Source organism: Streptomyces sp. NPDC032091 (assembly GCF_055580265.1).
This window is the reverse complement of sequence record NZ_JBVILR010000005.1, coordinates 105,784-125,616: the sequence shown is the minus strand read 5'-3', so window position 1 is coordinate 125,616 and position 19,833 is coordinate 105,784. Positions and strand designations below refer to the sequence as shown.

The following is a 19,833-nucleotide window of genomic DNA, read 5'->3' as shown; positions in this document are numbered from 1 at the left end:
ATGAGGCAACGCGCGAGAACGATCCTCGCGGCAAGCGCACTCGTCATCGGAACCACACTGGCCGCACTGCCCGCGGCCGCCCAGGCACAGCCCGCGTCCGGCACCGCCCCCGGCGCCGACGAAGTACGCGTCTACGACGCCGACATCACCCGCGACCAGGTCCCGCTCGTCCTCGCCACCGGCCAGGACGCCCACGAGCTCGCCGAGCGGGCGCCCGCGACCGGCACCGCGAAGGTCGAGCTCTTCCTCACCGGGGACCAGGCCCGGGGGCTCGCCGACCAGGGCGTCAAGCTCACCGAGCGCAAGGTCTCCGCCCAGGGGCTGGCCCGCACCAAGGCCGCCGGGGACGGCGTCTTCCGCCCCTACAGCGGCAAGGGCGGCCTCCAGGAGGAGATCCTGCGGACCGCGCGGGAGAACCCCGCCCTGACCAAGGTCGTCTCCATCGGCAAGACCGTCCAGGGCAAGGACATCCTCGCCCTCAAGGTCACCAAGGACGCCGGGAAGACCCGCGACGGCGACAAGCCGTCCGTGCTCTACATGTCCAACCAGCACGCCCGCGAGTGGATCACCCCCGAGATGACCCGCCGGCTGATGCACCACACCCTCGACAACTACGGCAAGGACGCCCGGATCACCAAGCTGGTGGACTCCACCGAGCTGTGGTTCCTGCTCTCCGCCAACCCCGACGGGTACGACTACACCTTCACCTCCGACAACGCCCGGCTGTGGCGCAAGAACCTCCGCGACAACAACGGCGACGGCAGGATCACCGCGGTGGACGGGGTCGACCTCAACCGCAACTTCGCCTACAAGTGGGGCTGGGACGACGAGGGTTCCTCGCCGAACCTCTCCAGCGAGACCTACCGCGGCCCCCGGGCGCAGTCCGAGCCCGAGACCGTCGCGCTCGACGCCTTCGAGAAGCGCATCGGCTTCCGGTACGCCATCAACTACCACTCGGCCTCCGAGCTGCTGCTGTACGGAGTGGGCTGGCAGGTCGCCACCCCGACCCCGGACGACGTCGCCTACAAGGCGCTCGCCGGCACCCCGGAGCACCCGGCGGTCCCCGGTTATCATCCGCAGCTCTCCTCCGAGCTGTACACGACCAACGGCGAGGCCGACGGGCACGCCGCCAACACCCACGGCGTCATGATGTTCACGCCGGAGATGACCACCTGCCAGACGGCCTCGGCCATCGACCCGAACGACCGCTGGAAGCCCGAGGACTGCGCCTCCGGGTTCAACTTCCCCGACGACGAGAAGCTGATCCAGCAGGAGTTCGCCAAGAACGTGCCCTTCGCGCTGTCCGTGGGGGAGAGCGCCGCGCACCCGGACCGGCCCTCCTCCTCCGTCGGTCTGAGCGCCGCCGACTTCACCCTCGACCCCTTCACCACCTCCTACGCGGCGCGCGGCGAGGACCAGACGGTCTCCGTCACCGCCCGCAAGGCGCTGAAGGACAAGCTCCTCAACTTCCGTGTCAACGGCGGCCGTACCCACGACGACGAGCTCAGGGCCTGGAAGGGCGGCGACGTCTACGGCGGCGAGGACAACAACTGGTTCGACCAGTACCGGGCGAAGGTGGACGGCACCAAGCCGGGTGACCAGGTCGAGGTCTGGTTCACCGGGCGCGACCGCGGCAAGACCGTCTCCAGCGAGCACTTCACGTACACCGTGGCCGAGCGCCCGCGCGCGGACGTGCTGGTGATCGCCGAGGAGGGCGCGAAGGCGCAGTACGCCCAGAGCTACGTCGACGCGCTGCGGGCCAACGGCAAGTCCGCCGCCGTCTGGGACGTGGCGACCCAGGGTGCCCCGCACCACCTCGGCGTGCTGTCCCACTTCCGCACGGCCGTCCACTACACCGGCGCCGGAGCCCCCGGCGGCCCCACCCAGCTGGCGGTCCGCGACTTCCTCAACGAGGGCGGCAAGCTCGTCGAGGCCGGCGAACGGGCGGGCGGCCGGGCCCAGGTCGGCCCGGCCCTGACCGACGACTTCAGCCAGTACTACCTCGGCGCCTACGGCCGGGTCACGGTCAAGGCGCCCTCCGGCTTCACCGGCGCGGGCACCCTCACCGGGGCCGGCGGCGCCCTCGGCGACGCGGCGGGCAGCCCCGGCAACCCGCTGGACTCCCCGGGAGCCTTCAGCATCACCTCCGACTCCCTGCCGGCCTCGCGGTTCCCCCAGTTCAAGAGCGCGCAGGCGGGCCAGTACGCCGGGGTCGTGAACCCGTACGCCCCGTACGCGGGCACCGGCATGGCGTCGGCCCTCCACGAGGACGACGACTGGCAGCGCCTCACCCGCACCGTCGACCTCACCAAGGTCACCGCCGCCGACCGGCCCACGCTGAAGGCGGCCCTCAACTGGAACACCGAGGAGGGCTACGACCACGCCGTCCTGGAGGCCCGCACGGCCGGCGGGGAGGACTGGACCACACTTCCGGAAGCGAGCGGCTTGAGCTCCGCCACCGTCCCGGCGGAGTGCGGGGCCGGGTTCTTCGTCAACGGCCACCCGTTCCTGCGCCACTACCTCACCCTCGCCGGCGGCGGCTGCTCACCCAGCGGTACCAGCGGGGCCTGGAACAGCTTCACCGGTTCCTCGGGCGGCTGGAAGCAGGTCTCCTTCGACCTGAGCGCCTACGCCGGGAAGACCGTCGAGGTCTCCCTGTCGTACATCACCGACCCCGGTTCGGGCGGCCGCGGCGTCTTCGCGGACGAGGCCCGGCTCTCCGTGGGCGGCGCCGACCAGGCCGTCGAGGGCTTCGAGACCTCCCTCGGGGCCTGGACCGCACAGGGCTCACCTGCCGGTAGTCCCGAGGTTCCGGGCGATTGGTCCAGGACCGGGGAGCTGTTCAAGTCCTTCGCGGCCGTCACTACGCGTGACACGGTCCTCTTCGGTTTCGGGCTGGAGCACCTCCCGGCCGCCGCCGACCGCGCCCTACTGATCGGCAAGGCCCTCCGCTCCCTGGACGGCTGATCCACGACCCTCCCGTCGCTCACACGGAGTGACGGGCGCCAAAGCCGCCGGGGCCGCTCGCCACGCCAGTGGTACACGGTCCCGGCGGGAGTACCCCCACGGAGTGGGGGAGTGTCAGGCCCCGGCCGATTCCACTCCGAAGCTCACGGAGAGGTAGGGTCGTAAGCGGTCGGGGACATCCCATACAGCTCGCCGGCGGGACAGGCCGGCGCACCAACGAGGAGATCGGTTCGTGACGATCCGCGTAGGCATCAATGGTTTTGGCCGCATTGGCCGCAACTACTTCCGGGCGCTTCTCGAGCAGGGGGCGGACATCGAGGTCGTCGGTGTCAATGACCTGACGGACAACGCCACCCTCGTGCACCTGCTCAAGTACGACAGCATCCTGGGCCGCCTCAAGGCCGACGTCTCCCACACCGACGACACCATCACGGTGAACGGCAACACCTTCAAGACCTTCGCCGAGCGCGACCCCGCGAACCTCCCCTGGGGCGAGCTGGGCGCCGACATCGTCATCGAGTCGACCGGCATCTTCACGAAGAAGGCCGACGCCGCCAAGCACATCGCGGCCGGCGCGAAGAAGGTCCTCATCTCGGCCCCGGCCAAGGACGAGGACATCACCATCGTGATGGGCGTCAACCAGGACAAGTACGACGCGGCCCAGCACCACGTCATCTCCAACGCCTCCTGCACCACCAACTGCGTGGCGCCGATGGCCAAGGTCCTCGACGAGAACTTCGGCATCGTCAAGGGCATGATGACGACGGTCCACGCGTACACGAACGACCAGCGCATCCTGGACTTCCCGCACTCGGACCTGCGCCGCGCCCGCGCCGCCGCCGAGAACATCATCCCGACCTCCACCGGTGCCGCCAAGGCCACCGCGCTGGTCCTGCCGCAGCTCAAGGGCAAGCTCGACGGCATCGCCATGCGCGTCCCGGTCCCCACCGGCTCCGTCACCGACCTCGTCCTGGAGCTCTCCCGCGAGACCACCAAGGAAGAGATCAACGCAGCCTTCCAGAAGGCCGCCGAGGGCCAGCTCAAGGGCATCCTCGACTACACCGAGGACGCGATCGTCTCCTCCGACATCGTGAACTGGCCGGCTTCGTGCACCTTCGACTCCTCGCTGACCATGGTGCAGGACGGTACGCAGGTCAAGGTCGTCGGCTGGTACGACAACGAGTGGGGCTACTCCAACCGCCTCGTCGACCTCACCGTCTTCGTCGGCGGTCAGCTCTGAGAACGTAGGGCAAGGCACCACCATGTGAGCACAGGGTCCGCTCGGCGCGATGAGGCGCCGTCCGGGCCCTGTCGCTTGCCCGTCCCATCCGCCCTGCACCTGTAACAGCCCTGTATGGGGACAAGGAGTAGAAACACATGAAGACGATCGACGAACTCCTCGCGGACGGCGTCGCCGGCAAGCGGGTCTTCGTACGCGCCGATCTCAACGTGCCGCTCAAGGAAGGCGTGATCACCGACGACGGCCGCATCCGCGCCGTCCAGCCGACCATCGCCAAGCTCGCCGAGGCGGGCGCCCGCGTGGTCGTCGCCTCGCACCTGGGCCGCCCCAAGGGCACCGGCACGGAGCCGGACTTCTCGCTCGCCCCGGCCGCCACGCGGCTCGGCGAGCTGCTCGGCGCCGAGGTCGCCTTCGCCACCGACACCGTCGGCCCCTCCGCGAAGGAGACCGTCGCCGCCCTCGCGGACGGCCAGGTCGCCGTCATCGAGAACCTGCGCTTCAACGCCGGCGAGACCTCCAAGGACGCGGCCGAGCGCGAGGCCTTCGCCAAGCAGCTCGCCTCGCTCGCCGACGTCTACGTCGGCGACGGCTTCGGCGCCGTCCACCGCAAGCACGCCTCGGTCTTCGACCTGCCCGCGCTGCTCCCGCACGCGGCCGGCTACCTGATCGCCACCGAGGTCGGCGTCCTGAAGAAGCTGACCGCCGAGGTCAAGCGCCCCTACGTGGTCGTCCTCGGCGGCGCCAAGGTCTCCGACAAGCTCGCCGTCATCGACGAGCTGCTCGGCAAGGCCGACCGCATCCTCATCGGCGGCGGCATGGCCTACACCTTCCTCAAGGCCAAGGGCTACGAGGTCGGCATCTCCCTCCTCCAGGAGGACCAGGTCCCGAAGGTCACCGAGTACATGGAGCGCGCCGAGAAGAACGGCGTCGAGCTCGTCCTCCCCGTCGACATCCTCGCCTCCGCCGACTTCCCCGACATCAAGGGCGGGACCCCGGCCGACTTCGAGACCGTCGACGCCGACAAGATCCCCGCGGACAAGGAGGGCCTGGACATCGGCCCCAAGACCCGCGAACTGTACGCTTCGAAGATCGCCGACGCGGAGACCGTCTTCTGGAACGGGCCCGTGGGCGTCTTCGAGCACCCCGACTACGCGAACGGCACCCGCGCGATCGCACAGGCCCTCGTCGACAGCCGGGCCTTCACCGTGGTCGGCGGCGGCGACAGCGCCGCGGCCGTCCGCATCCTGGGCTTCGACGAGAACGCCTTCGGTCACATTTCCACCGGCGGTGGCGCCAGCCTCGAATACCTCGAAGGCAAGACGCTCCCCGGCCTCGCCGCCCTGGAGGGCTGAACCACCATGACGTCTGTCGCAAACGGCCGCACCCCGCTCATGGCGGGCAACTGGAAGATGAACCTCAACCACCTGGAGGCCATCGCCCACGTCCAGAAGCTCGCCTTCGCGCTCGCCGACAAGGACTACGACGCGGTCGACGTCGCCGTCCTCCCGCCCTTCACCGACCTGCGCTCGGTCCAGACCCTGGTCGACGGCGACAAGCTGAAGATCAAGTACGGCGCCCAGGACATCTCGGCCCAGGACTCCGGCGCCTACACCGGCGAGATCTCCGGCCCGATGCTCTCCAAGCTGAAGTGCACGTTCGTGGCCGTCGGCCACAGCGAGCGCCGCCAGTACCACGGCGAGACCGACGAGCTCTGCAACGCCAAGGTGAAGGCCGCCTACCGCAACGGGATCACCCCGATCCTGTGCGTCGGCGAGGGCCTCGACGTCCGCAAGGCCGGCAACCAGGTCGCGCACACCCTCGCCCAGGTCGACGGCGGCCTCAAGGACCTCCCGGCCGAGCAGGTCGAGTCCATCGTGATCGCCTACGAGCCCGTCTGGGCGATCGGCACCGGCGAGGTCGCCACCCCCGAGGACGCCCAGGAGGTCTGCGGAGCCATCCGCGGCCGCCTCGCCGAGCTGTACTCCCAGGAGCTGGCCGACAAGGTCCGCATCCAGTACGGCGGCTCGGTCAAGGCCGGCAACATCGCCGCGATCATGGCCCAGCCCGACGTCGACGGCGCCCTGATCGGCGGCGCGGCGCTGGACGTCGACGAGTTCGTCAAGATCGTCCGCTTCCGCGACCAGTGAGTATGCGGTAGGGCCGATCCGTCGTACTCTTGCGGGGGCCGGAGGCTGCTGGTGCAGCCGTCGGCCCCCGCTTCCTCCCAGCAGCAGACGTAAGCCCAGAAAGTAGGAATCAGCCGTGGTTATGGGGTTCTCGATCGCCCTGATCGTCTTCAGCGCTCTGCTGATGCTGCTCGTGCTGATGCACAAGGGCAAGGGCGGCGGCCTTTCCGACATGTTCGGCGGCGGCATGCAGTCCTCCGTCGGCGGCTCCTCCGTGGCGGAGCGCAACCTCGACCGCATCACGGTCGTCATCGGCCTGCTGTGGTTCGCCTGCATCGTGGCGCTCGGCCTGCTGATGAAGTCGAACGGCAGCTGACGGTTCCGGCCATATCGCCCGGCCCGCTTGGTCTTTACGTAAACTGAGGCGCCCACAGCGGGTATACCCTCACGCTGAGCGGCACCATCACGCAGGGAGTTACGACCGTGGCAAGTGGCAACGCGATTCGTGGAAGTCGGGTCGGAGCCGGGCCGATGGGCGAGGCCGAGCGCGGTGAGTCCGCGCCCCGTCTGCGCATCTCCTTCTGGTGCTCGAACGGGCACGAGACGCAGCCCAGCTTCGCCAGCGACGCGCAGGTCCCGGACACCTGGGACTGCCCGCGCTGCGGGTTCCCGGCCGGCCAGGACCGGGACAACCCGCCCGCACCGCCGCGCACCGAGCCGTACAAGACGCACCTCGCGTACGTCCGCGAGCGCCGCACGGACGCGGACGGCGAGGCGATCCTCGCCGAGGCCCTCGCCAAGCTCCGCGGCGAGATCTGAGACCGGCCGGAGCCGGGGCCACTCGAGAACGACCGGGGCCCGGCCCGTGGGAGTACGAATCCCGCGGGCCGGGCCCCTTTGTGTGCGTTGTCCCCCTTCGGATCCCTTAGGTTGGGGGTGGCGGGGCACAACAGGACGGAAGAAGTGGGTTGATGTCCGAGATGAACGCAGAAAGCCGCACGAGGCTGAACCGGCTGCCCGAGTGGAACGCGCTCGGCAAGCACCGGGAAGAGCTGGGGCAGACGCATCTGCGGGAGCTGTTCGCGACGGATCCGGGCCGGGGCACCGGCTACACCCTCCGGGTCGGCGACCTGCACGTCGACTATTCGAAGCACCTGGTCACCGACGAGACCCTCGCGCTGCTGCGCGAGCTGGCGGCGGCGACGGGCGTGGCGGAGCTGCGGGACGCCATGTTCCGCGGCGAGAAGATCAACGTCACGGAGGACCGCGCGGTCCTGCACACCGCGCTGCGCGCCCCCGCGGACGCGGTCGTCGAGGTGGACGGCGAGAACGTCGTCCCCGCCGTGCACGAGGTCCTCGACAAGATGGCGGCCTTCTCCGGCCAGGTCCGGTCGGGCGAGTGGACCGGGTTCACCGGCAAGCGCATCAGGAACGTCGTCAACATCGGCATCGGCGGCTCCGACCTCGGACCGGCGATGGCGTACGAGGCGCTGCGCGCCTTCGCCGACCGCTCGCTGACGGTGCGTTTCGTCTCCAACGTCGACGGCGCGGACCTGCACGAGGCCGTGCGCGACCTGGACCCGGCCGAGACGCTGTTCATCATCGCGTCCAAGACCTTCACCACCATCGAGACCATCACCAACGCCACCTCGGCGCGCCAGTGGCTGCTCGCGGGCCTGGGCGGCGACGAGGCCGCCGTGGCACGGCACTTCGTGGCCCTGTCCACCAACGCCGAGAAGGTCACCGCGTTCGGCATCGACCCGGCCAACATGTTCGGCTTCTGGGACTGGGTCGGCGGCCGCTACTCCTTCGACTCGGCCATCGGTCTCTCCCTGATGATCGCGATCGGCCCGGCCGCCTTCCGGGAGCTGCTCTCCGGTTTCCACACCGTGGACGAGCACTTCCGCACCGCGGCGCCCGAGGACAACGTCCCCCTGCTGCTGGGCCTGTTGGGCGTCTGGTACGGGGCCTTCTTCGACGCGCAGTCGCACGCCGTGCTCCCGTACAGCCACTACCTCTCCCGCTTCACGGCCTACTTGCAGCAGCTGGACATGGAGTCCAACGGCAAGTCTGTGGACCGCGACGGCAATCCGGTGGACTGGCAGACCGGCCCCGTGGTGTGGGGCACGCCCGGCACCAACGGGCAGCACGCCTACTACCAGTTGATCCACCAGGGCACCAAGATGATCCCCGCCGACTTCATCGGCTTCGCCCGCCCGGTCGCCGAACTGGAGCCGGCGCTGGCGGCCCAGCACGACCTGCTGATGGCGAACTTCTTCGCCCAGACCCAGGCCCTGGCCTTCGGCAAGACGGCCGAGGAGGTCCGCGCGGAGGGCGTCCCCGAGGCGCTCGTCCCGCACAAGACCTTCCAGGGCAACCACCCGACGACGACGATCCTCGCGGGCGAACTGACCCCGTCGGTGCTGGGCCAGCTCATCGCCCTCTACGAGCACAAGGTGTTCGTCCAGGGCGCGGTGTGGAACATCGACTCCTTCGACCAGTGGGGCGTCGAGCTCGGCAAGGTCCTCGCGAAGCGGGTGGAGCCGGCGCTGACGGAGGGCGCGGACGTGCCGGGCCTGGACCCTTCGACGCGGGCCCTGGTGGCCGTGTACCGGGAGCTGCGCGGGCGGCGGTAGGCACCCTTGAACGGCGGAGCGCCCCGCACCGGTCACGACCGGTGCGGGGCGCTCCGTCCTCTCCCGGCTCAGGAAGAGGCCGGCGGGTACAGCCCCGAGGGGAGCTTGGCCGCGGCGGCGCGGTCCAGCAGCCAGAGCGTGCGGCTGCGGCCGTAGGCCTCGGCCGCCGGGGCCTGGACCCCGCCCGCCCCGCCGAGGGCGATGGAGACGGCTGCCGCCTTGTCCTCGCCGGCCGCCAGCAGCCACACCTCGCGGGCCGCGCGGATCGCCGGGAGGGTGAGGGAGACGCGGGTCGGCGGGGGCTTGGGGGCGCCGTGGACCCCGACGACGGTGCGCTCGGTCTCCCGGGTCGCGGGGTGCTCGGGGAACAGGGACGCCACGTGGGTGTCCGGGCCGACGCCCAGCATCAGCACGTCGAAACGGGGGACCGGACCGTGGTCCTCCGGGGTCGCCGCCCGGGCCAGCTCGGCGGCGTACGCGGCCGCGGCGGCGTCCACGTCGGCGCCGTGCGGGCCGTCGGAGGCGGGCATGGCGTGCACGCGCGCGGGGTCCACCGGGACGGAGTCCAGCAGGGCCTCACGGGCCTGTACGTGGTTGCGCTCGGGGTCGTCGGCGGGGACGTAGCGCTCGTCGCCCCACCACAGGTCGATGCGGGACCAGTCGATCGCGTCCCGGGCCGGGGCCGCGGCGAGGGCCGCGAGGAGGCCGTTGCCGTTGCGGCCGCCGGTCAGGACGACGGAGGCGCTGCCGCGGGCGGCCTGCGCGTCCACGACCTTCGTGATCAGCCGGGCGGCTGCGGCCTGGGCCATCAGCTCCTTGTCCCGGTGGACGACCACCTGAGGAGTCGTCATACCCATGTGCTGCCGCCTTCTTGGTAGTTCTGGTGGTGGCGGGACGGGTGCGGGTCCCGCTGCGCGGAGCGTTTCCCCACCCCGCCCCTTCCCGAAACCGGGGGCTCCGCCCCCGGACCCCGTGCCGTGCGCTCCGCGCCCGGTGCGCTCAATCGCCGCGCGGGCTGGAATTTCGCTGCGCGAAATCCAGCCCCGCCGGCGATTGAGGCGCGGGGTCCGGGGGCGGGGCCCCCGGGGAACGGGCGAAGGGCGGGGCGGGGAGATGGACCCCCCGCCCCGCCCCCCGGCGGGTCGGCTACTTCGCCGAGGCCCGCTTCGACGCGCGCGCCGGCTTGGCGGCCGGCTTCTCCGCCGGAGCCTCCGCCGGAGCGTCAGACTCCGCCTCGGCTGCCGGAGCGGCCTCGGCCGGCGCGGCCGGAGCCCCGGCCGACAGGCGGGAGACGCCGAACTTCAGGGACGCCTCGTACGTGTTGTCGGGGTCCAGCCGGCGCAGCTCCTCCGCCAGCAGCTCGGCCGTCTCACGGCGCTTCAGCGCCACCGCGCGGTCGGGCTGCCCCGGCATGCACAGCGTGGCCAGCGAGCCGTCCGCGCGGTCCAGGACGATCGAGCCGTCCTTGGTCTCCATGCGCACGGCGGTCAGCCCCGGCCCCCCTGACAGGGTCCGGTTGACCGGGACCCCGAGACGGTCCGCCAGCCACATGGCCAGCAGCTCGCAGCTGGGGTTCTCGTCCTCGCCCTCGACGGTCGCCGAGACGACCGGCGACAGCGTCACCTGGTCCAGCGCGGCGGCCAGCATCGAGCGCCACGGGGTGATCCGGGTCCAGGACAGGTCCGTGTCACCCGGGGCGTACGCCTCCGCCCGGGAGGCGAGTGCCTCGATCGGGTGCTCGGAGGAGTAGGTGTCCGTGATCCGGCGCTGCCCCAGCGCGCCCAGCGGGTCGCCCGCCAGGTCCACCGGAGCCCCCTCCGGCCACCAGACCACCACGGGGGCGTCCGGCAGCAGCAGGGGCAGCACGACGGACTGGGCGTGGTCGACCAGTTCGCCGTGCAGGCGCAGTACGACGGTTTCGCCGGTACCGGAGTCCGCCCCGACACGGATCTCCGCGTCGAGCCGGGCTTCGCGGCGGCTGCGCGGGGAGCGGCTGACCCGCTTGACCACCACGACGATCCGCGAAGGGTGTTCGTGGGAGGCGTCGTTCGCCGACTTGAGCGCGTCGTACGCGTTCTCCTCGTCGGTCACGATCACCAGCGTGAGGACCATGCCGATGGCCGGCGTGCCGATGTCCCGGCGCGCCTGCACCAACGCGGCGTTGATCTTGCTGGAGGTGGTCTCCGTGAGGTCGATCTTCATGGCCGGCGCCAGCTCCGTCCGTCTCGTGCGAGCATCTCGTCCGCCTCGACCGGCCCCCACGTGCCCGCCGGGTACTGCGCGGGCTTGCCGTGCTTGTCCCAGTACTCCTCGATCGGGTCGAGGATGTTCCAGGACAGCTCGACTTCCTGGTGGCGCGGGAAGAGGTTCGCGTCGCCGAGGAGGACGTCGAGGATGAGCCGCTCGTAGGCCTCGGGGCTGGACTCCGTGAAGGACTCGCCGTAGGCGAAGTCCATCGTGACGTCCCGGACCTCCATGGAGGTGCCGGGCACCTTGGAGCCGAAGCGGACCGTCACGCCCTCGTCCGGCTGGACCCGGATGACCAGGGCGTTCTGCCCCAGTTCCTCGGTCGCGCCCGATTCGAACGGCAGGTACGGCGCCCGCTTGAAGACCACCGCGATCTCGGTTACCCGGCGGCCCAGGCGCTTGCCCGTGCGCAGGTAGAACGGGACGCCCGCCCAGCGGCGGTTGTTGATCTCCAGGCGGATGGCCGCGTAGGTGTCGGTCTTGGAGTTCGGGTTGATCCCGTCCTCCTGCAGGTACCCCTTGACCTTCTCGCCGCCCTGCCAGGCCGCCGAGTACTGGCCGCGCACGGTGTGCTTGCCCAGGTCCTCGGGGATCTCGACGGCGCTGAGCACCTTCAGCTTCTCCGCCACCAGGGCCTTGGGGTGGAAGGAGCCGGGCTCCTCCATCGCCGTGAGCGCCAGCAGCTGGAGCAGGTGGTTCTGGATGACGTCACGGGCGGCGCCGATGCCGTCGTAGTAGCCGGCCCGGCCGCCGATGCCGATGTCCTCCGCCATGGTGATCTGCACGTGGTCGACGTACGACCGGTTCCAGATCGGCTCGAACATGGTGTTGGCGAAGCGGAGCGCCAGGATGTTCTGGACGGTCTCCTTGCCGAGGTAGTGGTCGATCCGGAAGACCTCGTCCCGGGGGAAGACCTCGTGGACGACCTGGTTGAGCTCTTCCGCGCTCTTCAGGTTGTGCCCGAAGGGCTTCTCGATGACGGCGCGCCGCCAGGAGCCCTCCTTCTGGGCCAGCCCGTGGTTCTTGAGCTGCTGGACCACCTTGGGGAAGAACTTCGGGGGCACCGAGAGGTAGAAGGCGAAGTTGCCGCCCGTGCCCTGCGCCTTGTCGAGCTCGTCGATCGTCGCCTTGAGCGTCTCGAAGGCCGCGTCGTCGTCGAACTCGCCCTGGACGAACCGGCAGCCCTGGACGAGCTGCTGCCAGACCTCCTCACGGAAGGGGGTGCGCGAGTGCTCCTTGACGGCCTCGTACACCTCCTGGGCGAAGTCCTCGTCCTGCCACTCACGGCGTGCGAAGCCGATCAGCGAGAAGCCCGGAGGCAGCAGGCCGCGGTTCGCGAGGTCGTAGACGGCGGGCATGAGCTTCTTGCGCGACAGGTCACCCGTAACGCCGAAAATGACCAGGCCGGACGGCCCCGCGATGCGCGGGAGCCGCCGGTCCTGTGCGTCACGAAGCGGGTTCGCTCCGTTTACCGACAAAATACTCAGTCCTCCGCGGGGGCGAGGCGCTTGAGCTCCGCCTCGGTCGACTTCAGCAGGTCGTTCCAGGACGCCTCGAACTTCTCGACGCCTTCGTCCTCCAGCAGCTGCACCACATCGTCGTACGAGATGCCCAGCTTCGCGACCGCGTCGAGCTCGGCGCGCGCCTGCTCGTACGTGCCGCGGATGGTGTCGCCGGTGACCTCGCCGTGGTCGGCGGTGGCCTCCAGGGTCGCCTCGGGCATGGTGTTGACGGTGCCGGGGGCGACCAGGTCCACCACGTACAGGGTGTCCTTGTACGCCGGGTCCTTGACGCCGGTGGAGGCCCACAGCGGGCGCTGCTTGTTGGCGTGCGCCTTGTCCAGGGCCGCCCAGCGCTCGGAGGAGAAGACCTCCTCGTACGCCTCGTAGGCCAGACGGGCGTTGGCGAGCGCCGCCTTGCCCTTCAGGGCCTTGGCCTCGTCGCTGCCGACGGAGTCCAGGCGCTTGTCGATCTCGGTGTCCACGCGGGACACGAAGAAGGAGGCGACCGAGTGGATCAGGGAGAGGTCCAGGCCGGCGGCCTTCGCCTTCTCCAGGCCCGCCAGGTAGGCGTCCATGACCTCGCGGTAGCGCTCCAGCGAGAAGATCAGCGTGACGTTGACGCTGATGCCCCGGCCGATGACCTCGGTGATCGCCGGCAGGCCGGCCCGGGTCGCCGGGATCTTGATGAGTGTGTTCGGGCGGTCCACCAGCCAGGCGAGCTGCTTGGCCTCGGCGACCGTGGCCTTGGTGTTGTGGGCCAGGCGGGGGTCGACCTCGATCGAGACCCGGCCGTCCTGGCCGTCGGTGGCGTCGAAGACCGGCCGCAGGATGTCGGCGGCGTCGCGGACGTCCGCCGTGGTGATCATGCGGATGGCTTCCTCGACGGTCACCTTGCGGGCCGCGAGGTCCGAGAGCTGCTGGTCGTAACCGTCGCCCTGGCTGATGGCCTTCTGGAAGATCGACGGGTTGGTGGTGACACCGACCACGTGGCTCTGGTCGATGAGCTCGGCGAGGTTGCCGGACGTGATGCGCTTGCGGGACAGGTCGTCCAGCCAGATCGCCACGCCCTCGTCGGAGAGGCGCTTGAGTGCGTCTGTCATCGGGATTGCATCTCCTACTGGTCTTGTACCGGGTCAGCGCGTGGCTGCGGCGAGGCCTGCCGCATCGATACTGGCCTTGGCGGCGGCGGTGACGGCTTCGGCGGTGAGGCCGAACTCGCGGAACAGCACGGCGCCGTCCGCCGAGGCACCGAAGTGCTCCAGCGAGACGATCCGGCCCGCGTCCCCGACGTAACGGTGCCAGGTCAGGCCGATGCCCGCCTCGACGGCGACTCGGGCCTTGACCGCCGGCGGAAGCACGGAGTCCTTGTACTCCTGGGACTGCTCCTCGAACCACTCCACGCACGGCATCGAGACGACCCGCGCGGGCACGCCCTCGGCCTGCAGCGCCTCGCGGGCGGCCACGGCGAGCTGCACCTCGGAGCCGGTGCCGATGAGGACGACCTCGGCGGGTCCGCCCTCGGCCTCGAACAGCACGTAGCCGCCCTTGGCCGCGTCCTCGTTGCGCTCGTAGGTCGGCACGCCCTGGCGGGTGAGGGCCAGGCCGTGCGGGGCGCCCTTGCCGAACACCTTGGTGTGGCGGCGCAGGATCTCGCGCCAGGCGATGGCGGTCTCGTTGGCGTCGGCCGGGCGGATCACGTTCAGGCCCGGGATGGCGCGCAGCGAGGCGACGTGCTCGACCGGCTGGTGGGTGGGGCCGTCCTCGCCCAGGCCGATGGAGTCGTGCGTCCACACGTACGTCACCGGCAGGTGCATCAGGGAGGACAGGCGGACGGCGTTGCGCATGTAGTCGGAGAACACCAGGAAGGTGCCGCCGTAGATGCGGGTGTGGCCGTGCAGCGCGATGCCGTTCATGGTGGCGGCCATGGCGTGCTCGCGGATGCCGAAGTGGACGGTGCGGCCGTAGGGGTCGGCCTCCGGCAGCGGGTTGCCCACCGGCAGGAACGAGGAGTTCTTGTCGATGGTGGTGTTGTTGGAGCCGGCCAGGTCGGCCGAGCCGCCCCACAGCTCCGGGATGACCGCGCCGAGCGCCTCCAGGACCTTGCCGGAGGCGGCGCGGGTGGCGACGCCCTTGCCGGTCTCGAAGACGGGGAGCTTGTCCTCCCAGCCCTCGGGCAGCTCGTTGGACTCGATGCGGTCGAAGGAGGCGGCGCGCTCCGGGTTGGCGGTGCGCCAGGCGGAGAACTCCTTCTCCCAGGCGGCGCGGGCCTCGCGGCCGCGGTCCACCAGGCCGCGGGTGTGGGCCAGGACCTCGTCGGAGACCTCGAAGGTCTTCTCCGGGTCGAAGCCGAGCACGCGCTTGGTCGCGGCGACCTCGTCGTTGCCGAGGGCCGAGCCGTGGGCGGCCTCGGTGTTCTGGGCGTGCGGGGCCGGCCAGGCGATGATCGAGCGGGCCGCGATGAAGGACGGGCGGCCGGTCTCGGCCTTGGCGGCCTGGAGGGCGGCGAACAGGGCCTTCGGGTCGAGGTCGCCGTTGGGCTGCTGCTCGACGCGCTGGACGTGCCAGCCGTAGGCCTCGTAGCGCTTCATGGTGTCCTCGGAGACGGCCGTCTCCGTGTCACCCTCGATGGAGATGTGGTTGTCGTCCCACAGGAGCACCAGGTTGCCGAGCTTCTGGTGGCCGGCCAGCGCCGACGCCTCGTGGGAGATGCCCTCCTGGAGGCAGCCGTCGCCCGCGATCGCGTAGACCATGTGGTCGAACGGGGAGGTGCCCGCGGCGGCCTCCGGGTCGAACAGGCCGCGCTCGTAGCGGGCGGCCATGGCCATGCCCACCGCGTTCGCGACGCCCTGGCCCAGCGGGCCCGTGGTGGTCTCGACGCCGGCGGTGTGGCCGTACTCCGGGTGGCCCGGGGTCTTGGAGCCCCAGGTCCGGAACGCCTTGAGGTCGTCCAGCTCCAGGCCGAACCCGCCGAGGTAGAGCTGGGTGTAAAGGGTCAGGGAGGAGTGCCCCGCGGAGAGCACGAAACGGTCCCGGCCGACCCACAGGGGGTCCGCCGGGTCGTGCCGCATGACCTTCTGGAAAAGCGTGTACGCGGCGGGGGCCAGGCTCATCGCCGTACCGGGGTGGCCGTTCCCGACCTTCTGGACCGCGTCGGCGGCAAGGATGCGGGCGGTGTCGACGGCCCGCTGGTCCAGTTCGGTCCACACGAGCTCTGGGGTGGTCGGCTTGGTGCTCACCGTTGGTCAGGGCTCCTCTCCACATGTCGTTTCCCGGTGACGAACGGTGACACCGGGGCGATTCCGAGCCTACCCCCGCCAGCGCGTGCGGCTATTCGAGTGCAGGCAGTGCGTCGCCTTCCCGGTGTCCGCCGTTCACCTGGGAACCACCATCGATGATCTTGCCGTCGGTCCGATCGGCTCAACACGGGGCGACCCCCGCGCAGGGCGGGGCAAGAGCTACGTCTACAGTGGCGTGGTACGCGCAAGCCTTTACCGAGCCTTCATTTACTGGAGGCATCGCTTCGGAAGCTTGCTGGATTCTCTCTCAGGGGTGTGCGTGACGGCCGTCGAATCCCGTCCAGCGGGGGTGCTCGGGACGAGCCCCGGTCACCGGCCGTTCGGGGCCCGGGCCATGGCTTTCGTGGCTTTGACCAAGCCGCGGATCATCGAACTTCTGCTGATCACCACAGTGCCGGTGATGTTCCTCGCCGAGCAGGGCGTGCCGTCGTTGTGGCTGGTGCTCGCCACCTGCTTCGGCGGTTACCTGTCGGCGGGCGGCGCCAACGCGCTGAACATGTACATCGACCGGGACATCGACGCCCTGATGGACCGCACGTCGCAGCGGCCGCTGGTGACCGGCATGGTGAGCCCGCGCGAGTGCCTGGTCTTCGGCATCACGCTGGGGGTCGTCTCGACCCTCTTCTTCGGCCTGCTCGTCAACTGGCTGTCGGCCGCCCTCGCCCTCGGCGCGCTCCTCTTCTATGTGGTCGTCTACACGATGCTGCTGAAGCGGCGGACCGCGCAGAACATCGTCTGGGGCGGGATCGCCGGCTGCATGCCGGTGCTCATCGGCTGGTCGGCGGTGCGCAACGAGGTCTCCTGGGCCGCCGTCATCCTCTTCCTCGTCATCTTCTTCTGGACGCCGCCGCACTACTGGCCGCTGTCCATGAAGGTGAAGGACGACTACGCGCGGGTCGGCGTGCCGATGCTGCCGGTCGTGGCGGGCAACAAGGCCGTGGCGCGCCAGATCGTCCTCTACAGCTGGGTGATGGTCGCCGTCTCGCTGCTGCTCACCCCGCTGGGGTACACCGGCTGGTTCTACACCTCCGTCGCGCTGCTGGCGGGCGGCTGGTGGCTGTGGGAGGCGCACGCGCTGAGCGCACGGGCCAAGGCCGGGGTCACGGGCGCGAAGCTCAAGGAGATGCGGCTGTTCCACTGGTCGATCACCTATGTGTCGCTGCTCTTCGTGGCCGTGGCCGTGGATCCCTTCCTCCGTTGATTACTCGCCGGTAGCATGCCGTCCATGGCAGAGACCGCAGACACCGCACAGACCGCAGAGGCCGCGGACAGGAAGCACAGCCGTACGGCGGCGAAGCTGGCCCGGCAGATCGGCGCGTTCGCCAAGCAGCACGGCGGCGCCGAGGGCCAGCTCGCACACATCGGCCAGGCCGGCACCCGGATCGTCCTCGTGGGCACCGACGGCGGCTGGGGCGACCTGGTCGCCCCCACGTACGCCGTGGCGCAGCTCGCCGCCGAGCAGGCGGGGCTGACCCTCCACGAGGACTTCGACGGAGAGCTCGCCGCGCGCGTGAAGACGGGCCCGTACGAGTGGACCCGCATGGCCGGGATCCAGATCGGCGGCCCGGCCAACCCCGCCGCCTGAACCACCCGGTCAACGACCGGGGCAATACTTCATCCCCCGCTCACCCGTTAGGACGTGTGGAAGCCGCTTCCCCACGTCCGCAACGGGATGACCGGATGATCGAAACGCCGCCCCTGGTGGACCAGCACTGCCACGGGGTGCTCCGTACCGAGCTGGGGCTCGCCACCTTCGAGGCCCGGCTGGTCCACGGCGCCGGCCCGCCCGCGGCCGGCACCACCTTCTTCGACACCCAGGCCGGCTTCGCCGTGCGCCGGTGGTGCCCGCCCCTGCTCGGCCTGGAGCCGCACTGCCCGCCCGCCCGCTACCTGGCCCGGCGGCGCGAGCTGGGGGCCGCCGAGAGCGCGCGGCGGCTGCTGCGGGGCTCCGGGGTGGGCGCGTACCTCGTCGACACGGGAGCCCCCGGGGAGCTCACCGGGCCCAAGGAGCTGGCCGTCGCCGCCGACGCGGAGGCCTTCGGGGTCGTCCGGCTGGAAGCCCTCGCCGAAGGGGCCGCCGACGCCGCCGGGACCGTCTCCGCCTTCCTCGCCGGCCTCGCCGGAGCCGTCCACGACGCCGCCGCCGGAGCGGTCGCCTTCGCCTGCGGGCCCCACGCCGGGTACGCGGCCGCCCTGGCCGCCGCGCCGGCGCCGCCCGGCCCCGGCGAGGTGCGCGGCGCGGCCGGGCGGTGGCTGGCCGCACGGGCGGCCGGAGGGGCGCCACGGACCGGGGCAGGACCGGTCCGGGCCGGGGGAGGGCCGCTGCGGGACCCCGTCCTCCTGCGGCACCTGCTGTGGAGCGCGGTGGCGTCCGGGCTGCCGCTCCAGCTGCACACCGCAGCGGCGGGGCCCGGGCCGCTGGCCGGGTTCGTACGGGCCACGGAGGGCCCGGGGGTGCGCCTCGTCCTGCTCGGGGGCTACCCGCACCACCGGGACACGGCGCGGCTCGCGGCGGCGCACCCGCACGTCCACGCCGATCTCGGGCCGGCGCTGGCACGCACGGGGGCGCGGGCCGCCGGGGTCCTGGCCGAGCTGCTGGAGCTCGCGCCCTTCGGGAAGCTGCTGTTCTCCAGCGGCGGCCGCGGCCTGCCCGAGCTGCACGCGGTCGGCGCCCTGGCGTTCCGCGAGGCGCTGGGCCGGGTGCTGGGGGGCTGGGTGGCGGACGGGGCCTGGTCCCGGCGGGACGCGGACCGGGTCGCGGGGATGCTCGCGGCGGGCAACGCCCGCCGCGTCTACCGGCTGGACGAACGGGGCTGAGGGCCGGCCGTCAGACCGCCGAGAGCTGCGCGTCCTCGGGCTCCGGGGCTCCGGCGGCGGTGTCGGAGCGCTCGCGCAGGCTCAGGGCCAGGCGGAGTACGGAGATCCACACCAGGCAGGAGCCGAGCATGTGGGCGGCGACCAGCGCCTCGGGCAGCGAGGTGAAGAACTGCATGTAGCCGATGGCACCCTGGGCGAGCAGGACGAGCAGCAGGTCGCGGGCGCGCGCCCGGGTGTCGGCGGGGGCGTCGACCACCCGCAGCACCAGCCACATCGCCACACCCAGCGCGCACACCAGCCAGGCGGCGATCGCGTGCACGTGGGCGGTGGCCGCCCAGTCGAACGGCATCCGCTTGATCTCGCTCTTGTCGCCGGCGTGCGGCCCGGAACCGGTCACCACGGTGCCCGCCGCGATCAGCACCAGCGTGGTGGCGACCAGCGCCCAGGACAGCTTGCGCACCGGACCGGGGACCCGGGGCCGGGGGGCGCCGTCACCTTCGCGGGTGCGCTGCCAGGTGACGGTGGTGACCGTGAGCAGGCTGGTGGCCAGCAGGAAGTGTCCCGCGACGCTGTACGGGTTCAGGCCCGTCAGGACGGTGATGCCGCCGAGGACGGCGTTGCCCATGACGAGGGCGAACTGGGTCCAGCCGAGCCTCGTCAGCGAGTGCCGCCACGGCTTGGCGGCGCGGGCCGTGAGGATCACGCCGCCGACCGCCGCGCAGAGCACGTACGTGAGCATCCGGTTGCCGAACTCGATCGCGCCGTGGAAGCCCTGCGCCTCGGTGACGATCAGGCTGTCGTCCGTGCACTTGGGCCAGGTGTCGCAGCCGAGGCCGGAACCGGTCAGCCGCACCGCGCCGCCGGTGACGACGATGACCACGCTCATCAGGAGCGCGACGGACGCGGCGCGCCGGACGATCCGGGATGACGGGGTCCAGCGGTCGGCGAGGGATGCGAATGGCTTCAACACGGCCCCTATCGTATGCGCCGCTTTGTGCAAAC

At 71.1% G+C, this 19,833-nt stretch carries 16 protein-coding genes; 10 read left to right on the top strand and 6 right to left on the bottom strand.

Features of this window, described 5'->3' with window-relative positions; genetic code table 11:
* The 7 genes from ACZ5NJ_RS10990 (at position 1) to pgi (ending at position 8,969) form a co-directional block, all read left to right on the top strand.
* Entirely contained in the window at positions 1-2,967 is a 2,967-nt protein-coding gene (locus ACZ5NJ_RS10990; RefSeq protein WP_468764422.1) for a M14 family metallopeptidase, read from the top strand.
* A gap of 232 nt (positions 2,968-3,199) precedes the next feature.
* Positions 3,200-4,207 (top strand): type I glyceraldehyde-3-phosphate dehydrogenase, encoded by a 1,008-nt coding sequence (gap, locus tag ACZ5NJ_RS10985; protein ID WP_468764421.1) that lies wholly within the window; start codon positions 3,200-3,202, stop codon positions 4,205-4,207.
* 137 nt (positions 4,208-4,344) lie between these two features.
* Positions 4,345-5,559, top strand: a complete 1,215-nt coding sequence (locus ACZ5NJ_RS10980; RefSeq protein ID WP_468764420.1) for a phosphoglycerate kinase — start codon at positions 4,345-4,347, stop codon at positions 5,557-5,559.
* Between the two features lie 6 nt (positions 5,560-5,565).
* On the top strand, positions 5,566-6,354 hold the full coding sequence (tpiA, locus tag ACZ5NJ_RS10975; protein ID WP_468764419.1) for a triose-phosphate isomerase: 789 nt from the start codon (positions 5,566-5,568) through the stop codon (positions 6,352-6,354).
* A 121-nt stretch (positions 6,355-6,475) separates the two neighbouring features.
* Positions 6,476-6,709, top strand: coding sequence for a preprotein translocase subunit SecG (gene secG, locus ACZ5NJ_RS10970; protein WP_358893201.1), 234 nt, complete (start codon positions 6,476-6,478; stop codon positions 6,707-6,709).
* 107 nt (positions 6,710-6,816) lie between these two features.
* A complete protein-coding gene (locus ACZ5NJ_RS10965; protein WP_007263454.1) occupies positions 6,817-7,152 on the top strand; it encodes an RNA polymerase-binding protein RbpA in 336 nt (111 codons plus the stop codon).
* Positions 7,153-7,313: 161 nt separating this feature from the next.
* Complete coding sequence (gene pgi, locus ACZ5NJ_RS10960; RefSeq protein ID WP_468764595.1) at positions 7,314-8,969, top strand: glucose-6-phosphate isomerase; 1,656 nt, start codon at positions 7,314-7,316, stop codon at positions 8,967-8,969.
* 68 nt (positions 8,970-9,037) lie between these two features.
* Here pgi and pgl read toward each other — a convergent pair whose 3' ends face one another.
* The 5 genes from pgl to tkt all read right to left on the bottom strand — a co-directional run bounded on the left by pgl (position 9,038) and on the right by tkt (position 15,954).
* Positions 9,038-9,820, bottom strand: coding sequence for a 6-phosphogluconolactonase (gene pgl, locus ACZ5NJ_RS10955; RefSeq protein WP_468764418.1), 783 nt, complete (start codon positions 9,818-9,820; stop codon positions 9,038-9,040).
* A gap of 295 nt (positions 9,821-10,115) precedes the next feature.
* Positions 10,116-11,171: a glucose-6-phosphate dehydrogenase assembly protein OpcA gene (gene opcA / locus ACZ5NJ_RS10950; RefSeq protein WP_468764417.1), complete on the bottom strand. Its 1,056-nt coding sequence runs from the start codon at positions 11,169-11,171 to the stop codon at positions 10,116-10,118.
* On the bottom strand, positions 11,168-12,697 hold the full coding sequence (zwf, locus tag ACZ5NJ_RS10945; RefSeq protein ID WP_468764594.1) for a glucose-6-phosphate dehydrogenase: 1,530 nt from the start codon (positions 12,695-12,697) through the stop codon (positions 11,168-11,170). Before zwf ends, opcA begins: the two co-directional genes overlap by 4 nt.
* 2 nt (positions 12,698-12,699) lie before the next feature.
* Positions 12,700-13,818, bottom strand: coding sequence for a transaldolase (gene tal, locus ACZ5NJ_RS10940; protein WP_468764416.1), 1,119 nt, complete (start codon positions 13,816-13,818; stop codon positions 12,700-12,702).
* 33 nt (positions 13,819-13,851) lie between these two features.
* Positions 13,852-15,954 (bottom strand): transketolase, encoded by a 2,103-nt coding sequence (gene tkt / locus ACZ5NJ_RS10935; protein WP_468764415.1) that lies wholly within the window; start codon positions 15,952-15,954, stop codon positions 13,852-13,854.
* A gap of 319 nt (positions 15,955-16,273) precedes the next feature.
* Between tkt and ACZ5NJ_RS10930 the strand changes: the two genes are divergently transcribed.
* The 3 genes from ACZ5NJ_RS10930 (at position 16,274) to ACZ5NJ_RS10920 (ending at position 18,831) form a co-directional block, all read left to right on the top strand.
* On the top strand, positions 16,274-17,215 hold the full coding sequence (locus ACZ5NJ_RS10930; RefSeq protein ID WP_468764414.1) for a heme o synthase: 942 nt from the start codon (positions 16,274-16,276) through the stop codon (positions 17,213-17,215).
* 24 nt (positions 17,216-17,239) lie between these two features.
* Positions 17,240-17,599 carry a hypothetical protein gene (locus tag ACZ5NJ_RS10925; RefSeq protein ID WP_468764413.1) on the top strand — a complete coding sequence of 120 codons (360 nt, stop codon included), beginning with the start codon at positions 17,240-17,242 and terminating at the stop codon, positions 17,597-17,599.
* A gap of 95 nt (positions 17,600-17,694) precedes the next feature.
* Positions 17,695-18,831 (top strand): amidohydrolase family protein, encoded by a 1,137-nt coding sequence (locus tag ACZ5NJ_RS10920; protein WP_468764412.1) that lies wholly within the window; start codon positions 17,695-17,697, stop codon positions 18,829-18,831.
* 10 nt (positions 18,832-18,841) lie between these two features.
* Here the strand turns inward: ACZ5NJ_RS10920 and ACZ5NJ_RS10915 are convergent, their stop codons facing one another.
* On the bottom strand, positions 18,842-19,831 hold the full coding sequence (locus ACZ5NJ_RS10915) for a COX15/CtaA family protein (protein ID WP_468764411.1): 990 nt from the start codon (positions 19,829-19,831) through the stop codon (positions 18,842-18,844).
* Positions 19,832-19,833 lie beyond the last annotated feature (2 nt).

What these genes read in the sequence shown, in the direction of transcription:
- ACZ5NJ_RS10990 (WP_468764422.1), top strand. Translation starts at nt 1, where the DNA reads ATGAGGCAACGCGCGAGAACGATCCTCGCGGCAAGCGCACTCGTCATC.
- ACZ5NJ_RS10980 (WP_468764420.1), top strand. Translation starts at nt 4,345, where the DNA reads ATGAAGACGATCGACGAACTCCTCGCGGACGGCGTCGCCGGCAAGCGG.
- tpiA (WP_468764419.1), top strand. Translation starts at nt 5,566, where the DNA reads ATGACGTCTGTCGCAAACGGCCGCACCCCGCTCATGGCGGGCAACTGG.
- secG (WP_358893201.1), top strand. Translation starts at nt 6,476, where the DNA reads ATGGGGTTCTCGATCGCCCTGATCGTCTTCAGCGCTCTGCTGATGCTG.
- pgi (WP_468764595.1), top strand. Translation starts at nt 7,314, where the DNA reads ATGAACGCAGAAAGCCGCACGAGGCTGAACCGGCTGCCCGAGTGGAAC.
- pgl (WP_468764418.1), bottom strand. Translation starts at nt 9,820, where the DNA reads ATGACGACTCCTCAGGTGGTCGTCCACCGGGACAAGGAGCTGATGGCC.
- opcA (WP_468764417.1), bottom strand. Translation starts at nt 11,171, where the DNA reads ATGAAGATCGACCTCACGGAGACCACCTCCAGCAAGATCAACGCCGCG.
- tal (WP_468764416.1), bottom strand. Translation starts at nt 13,818, where the DNA reads ATGACAGACGCACTCAAGCGCCTCTCCGACGAGGGCGTGGCGATCTGG.
- ACZ5NJ_RS10925 (WP_468764413.1), top strand. Translation starts at nt 17,240, where the DNA reads ATGGCAGAGACCGCAGACACCGCACAGACCGCAGAGGCCGCGGACAGG.
- ACZ5NJ_RS10920 (WP_468764412.1), top strand. Translation starts at nt 17,695, where the DNA reads ATGATCGAAACGCCGCCCCTGGTGGACCAGCACTGCCACGGGGTGCTC.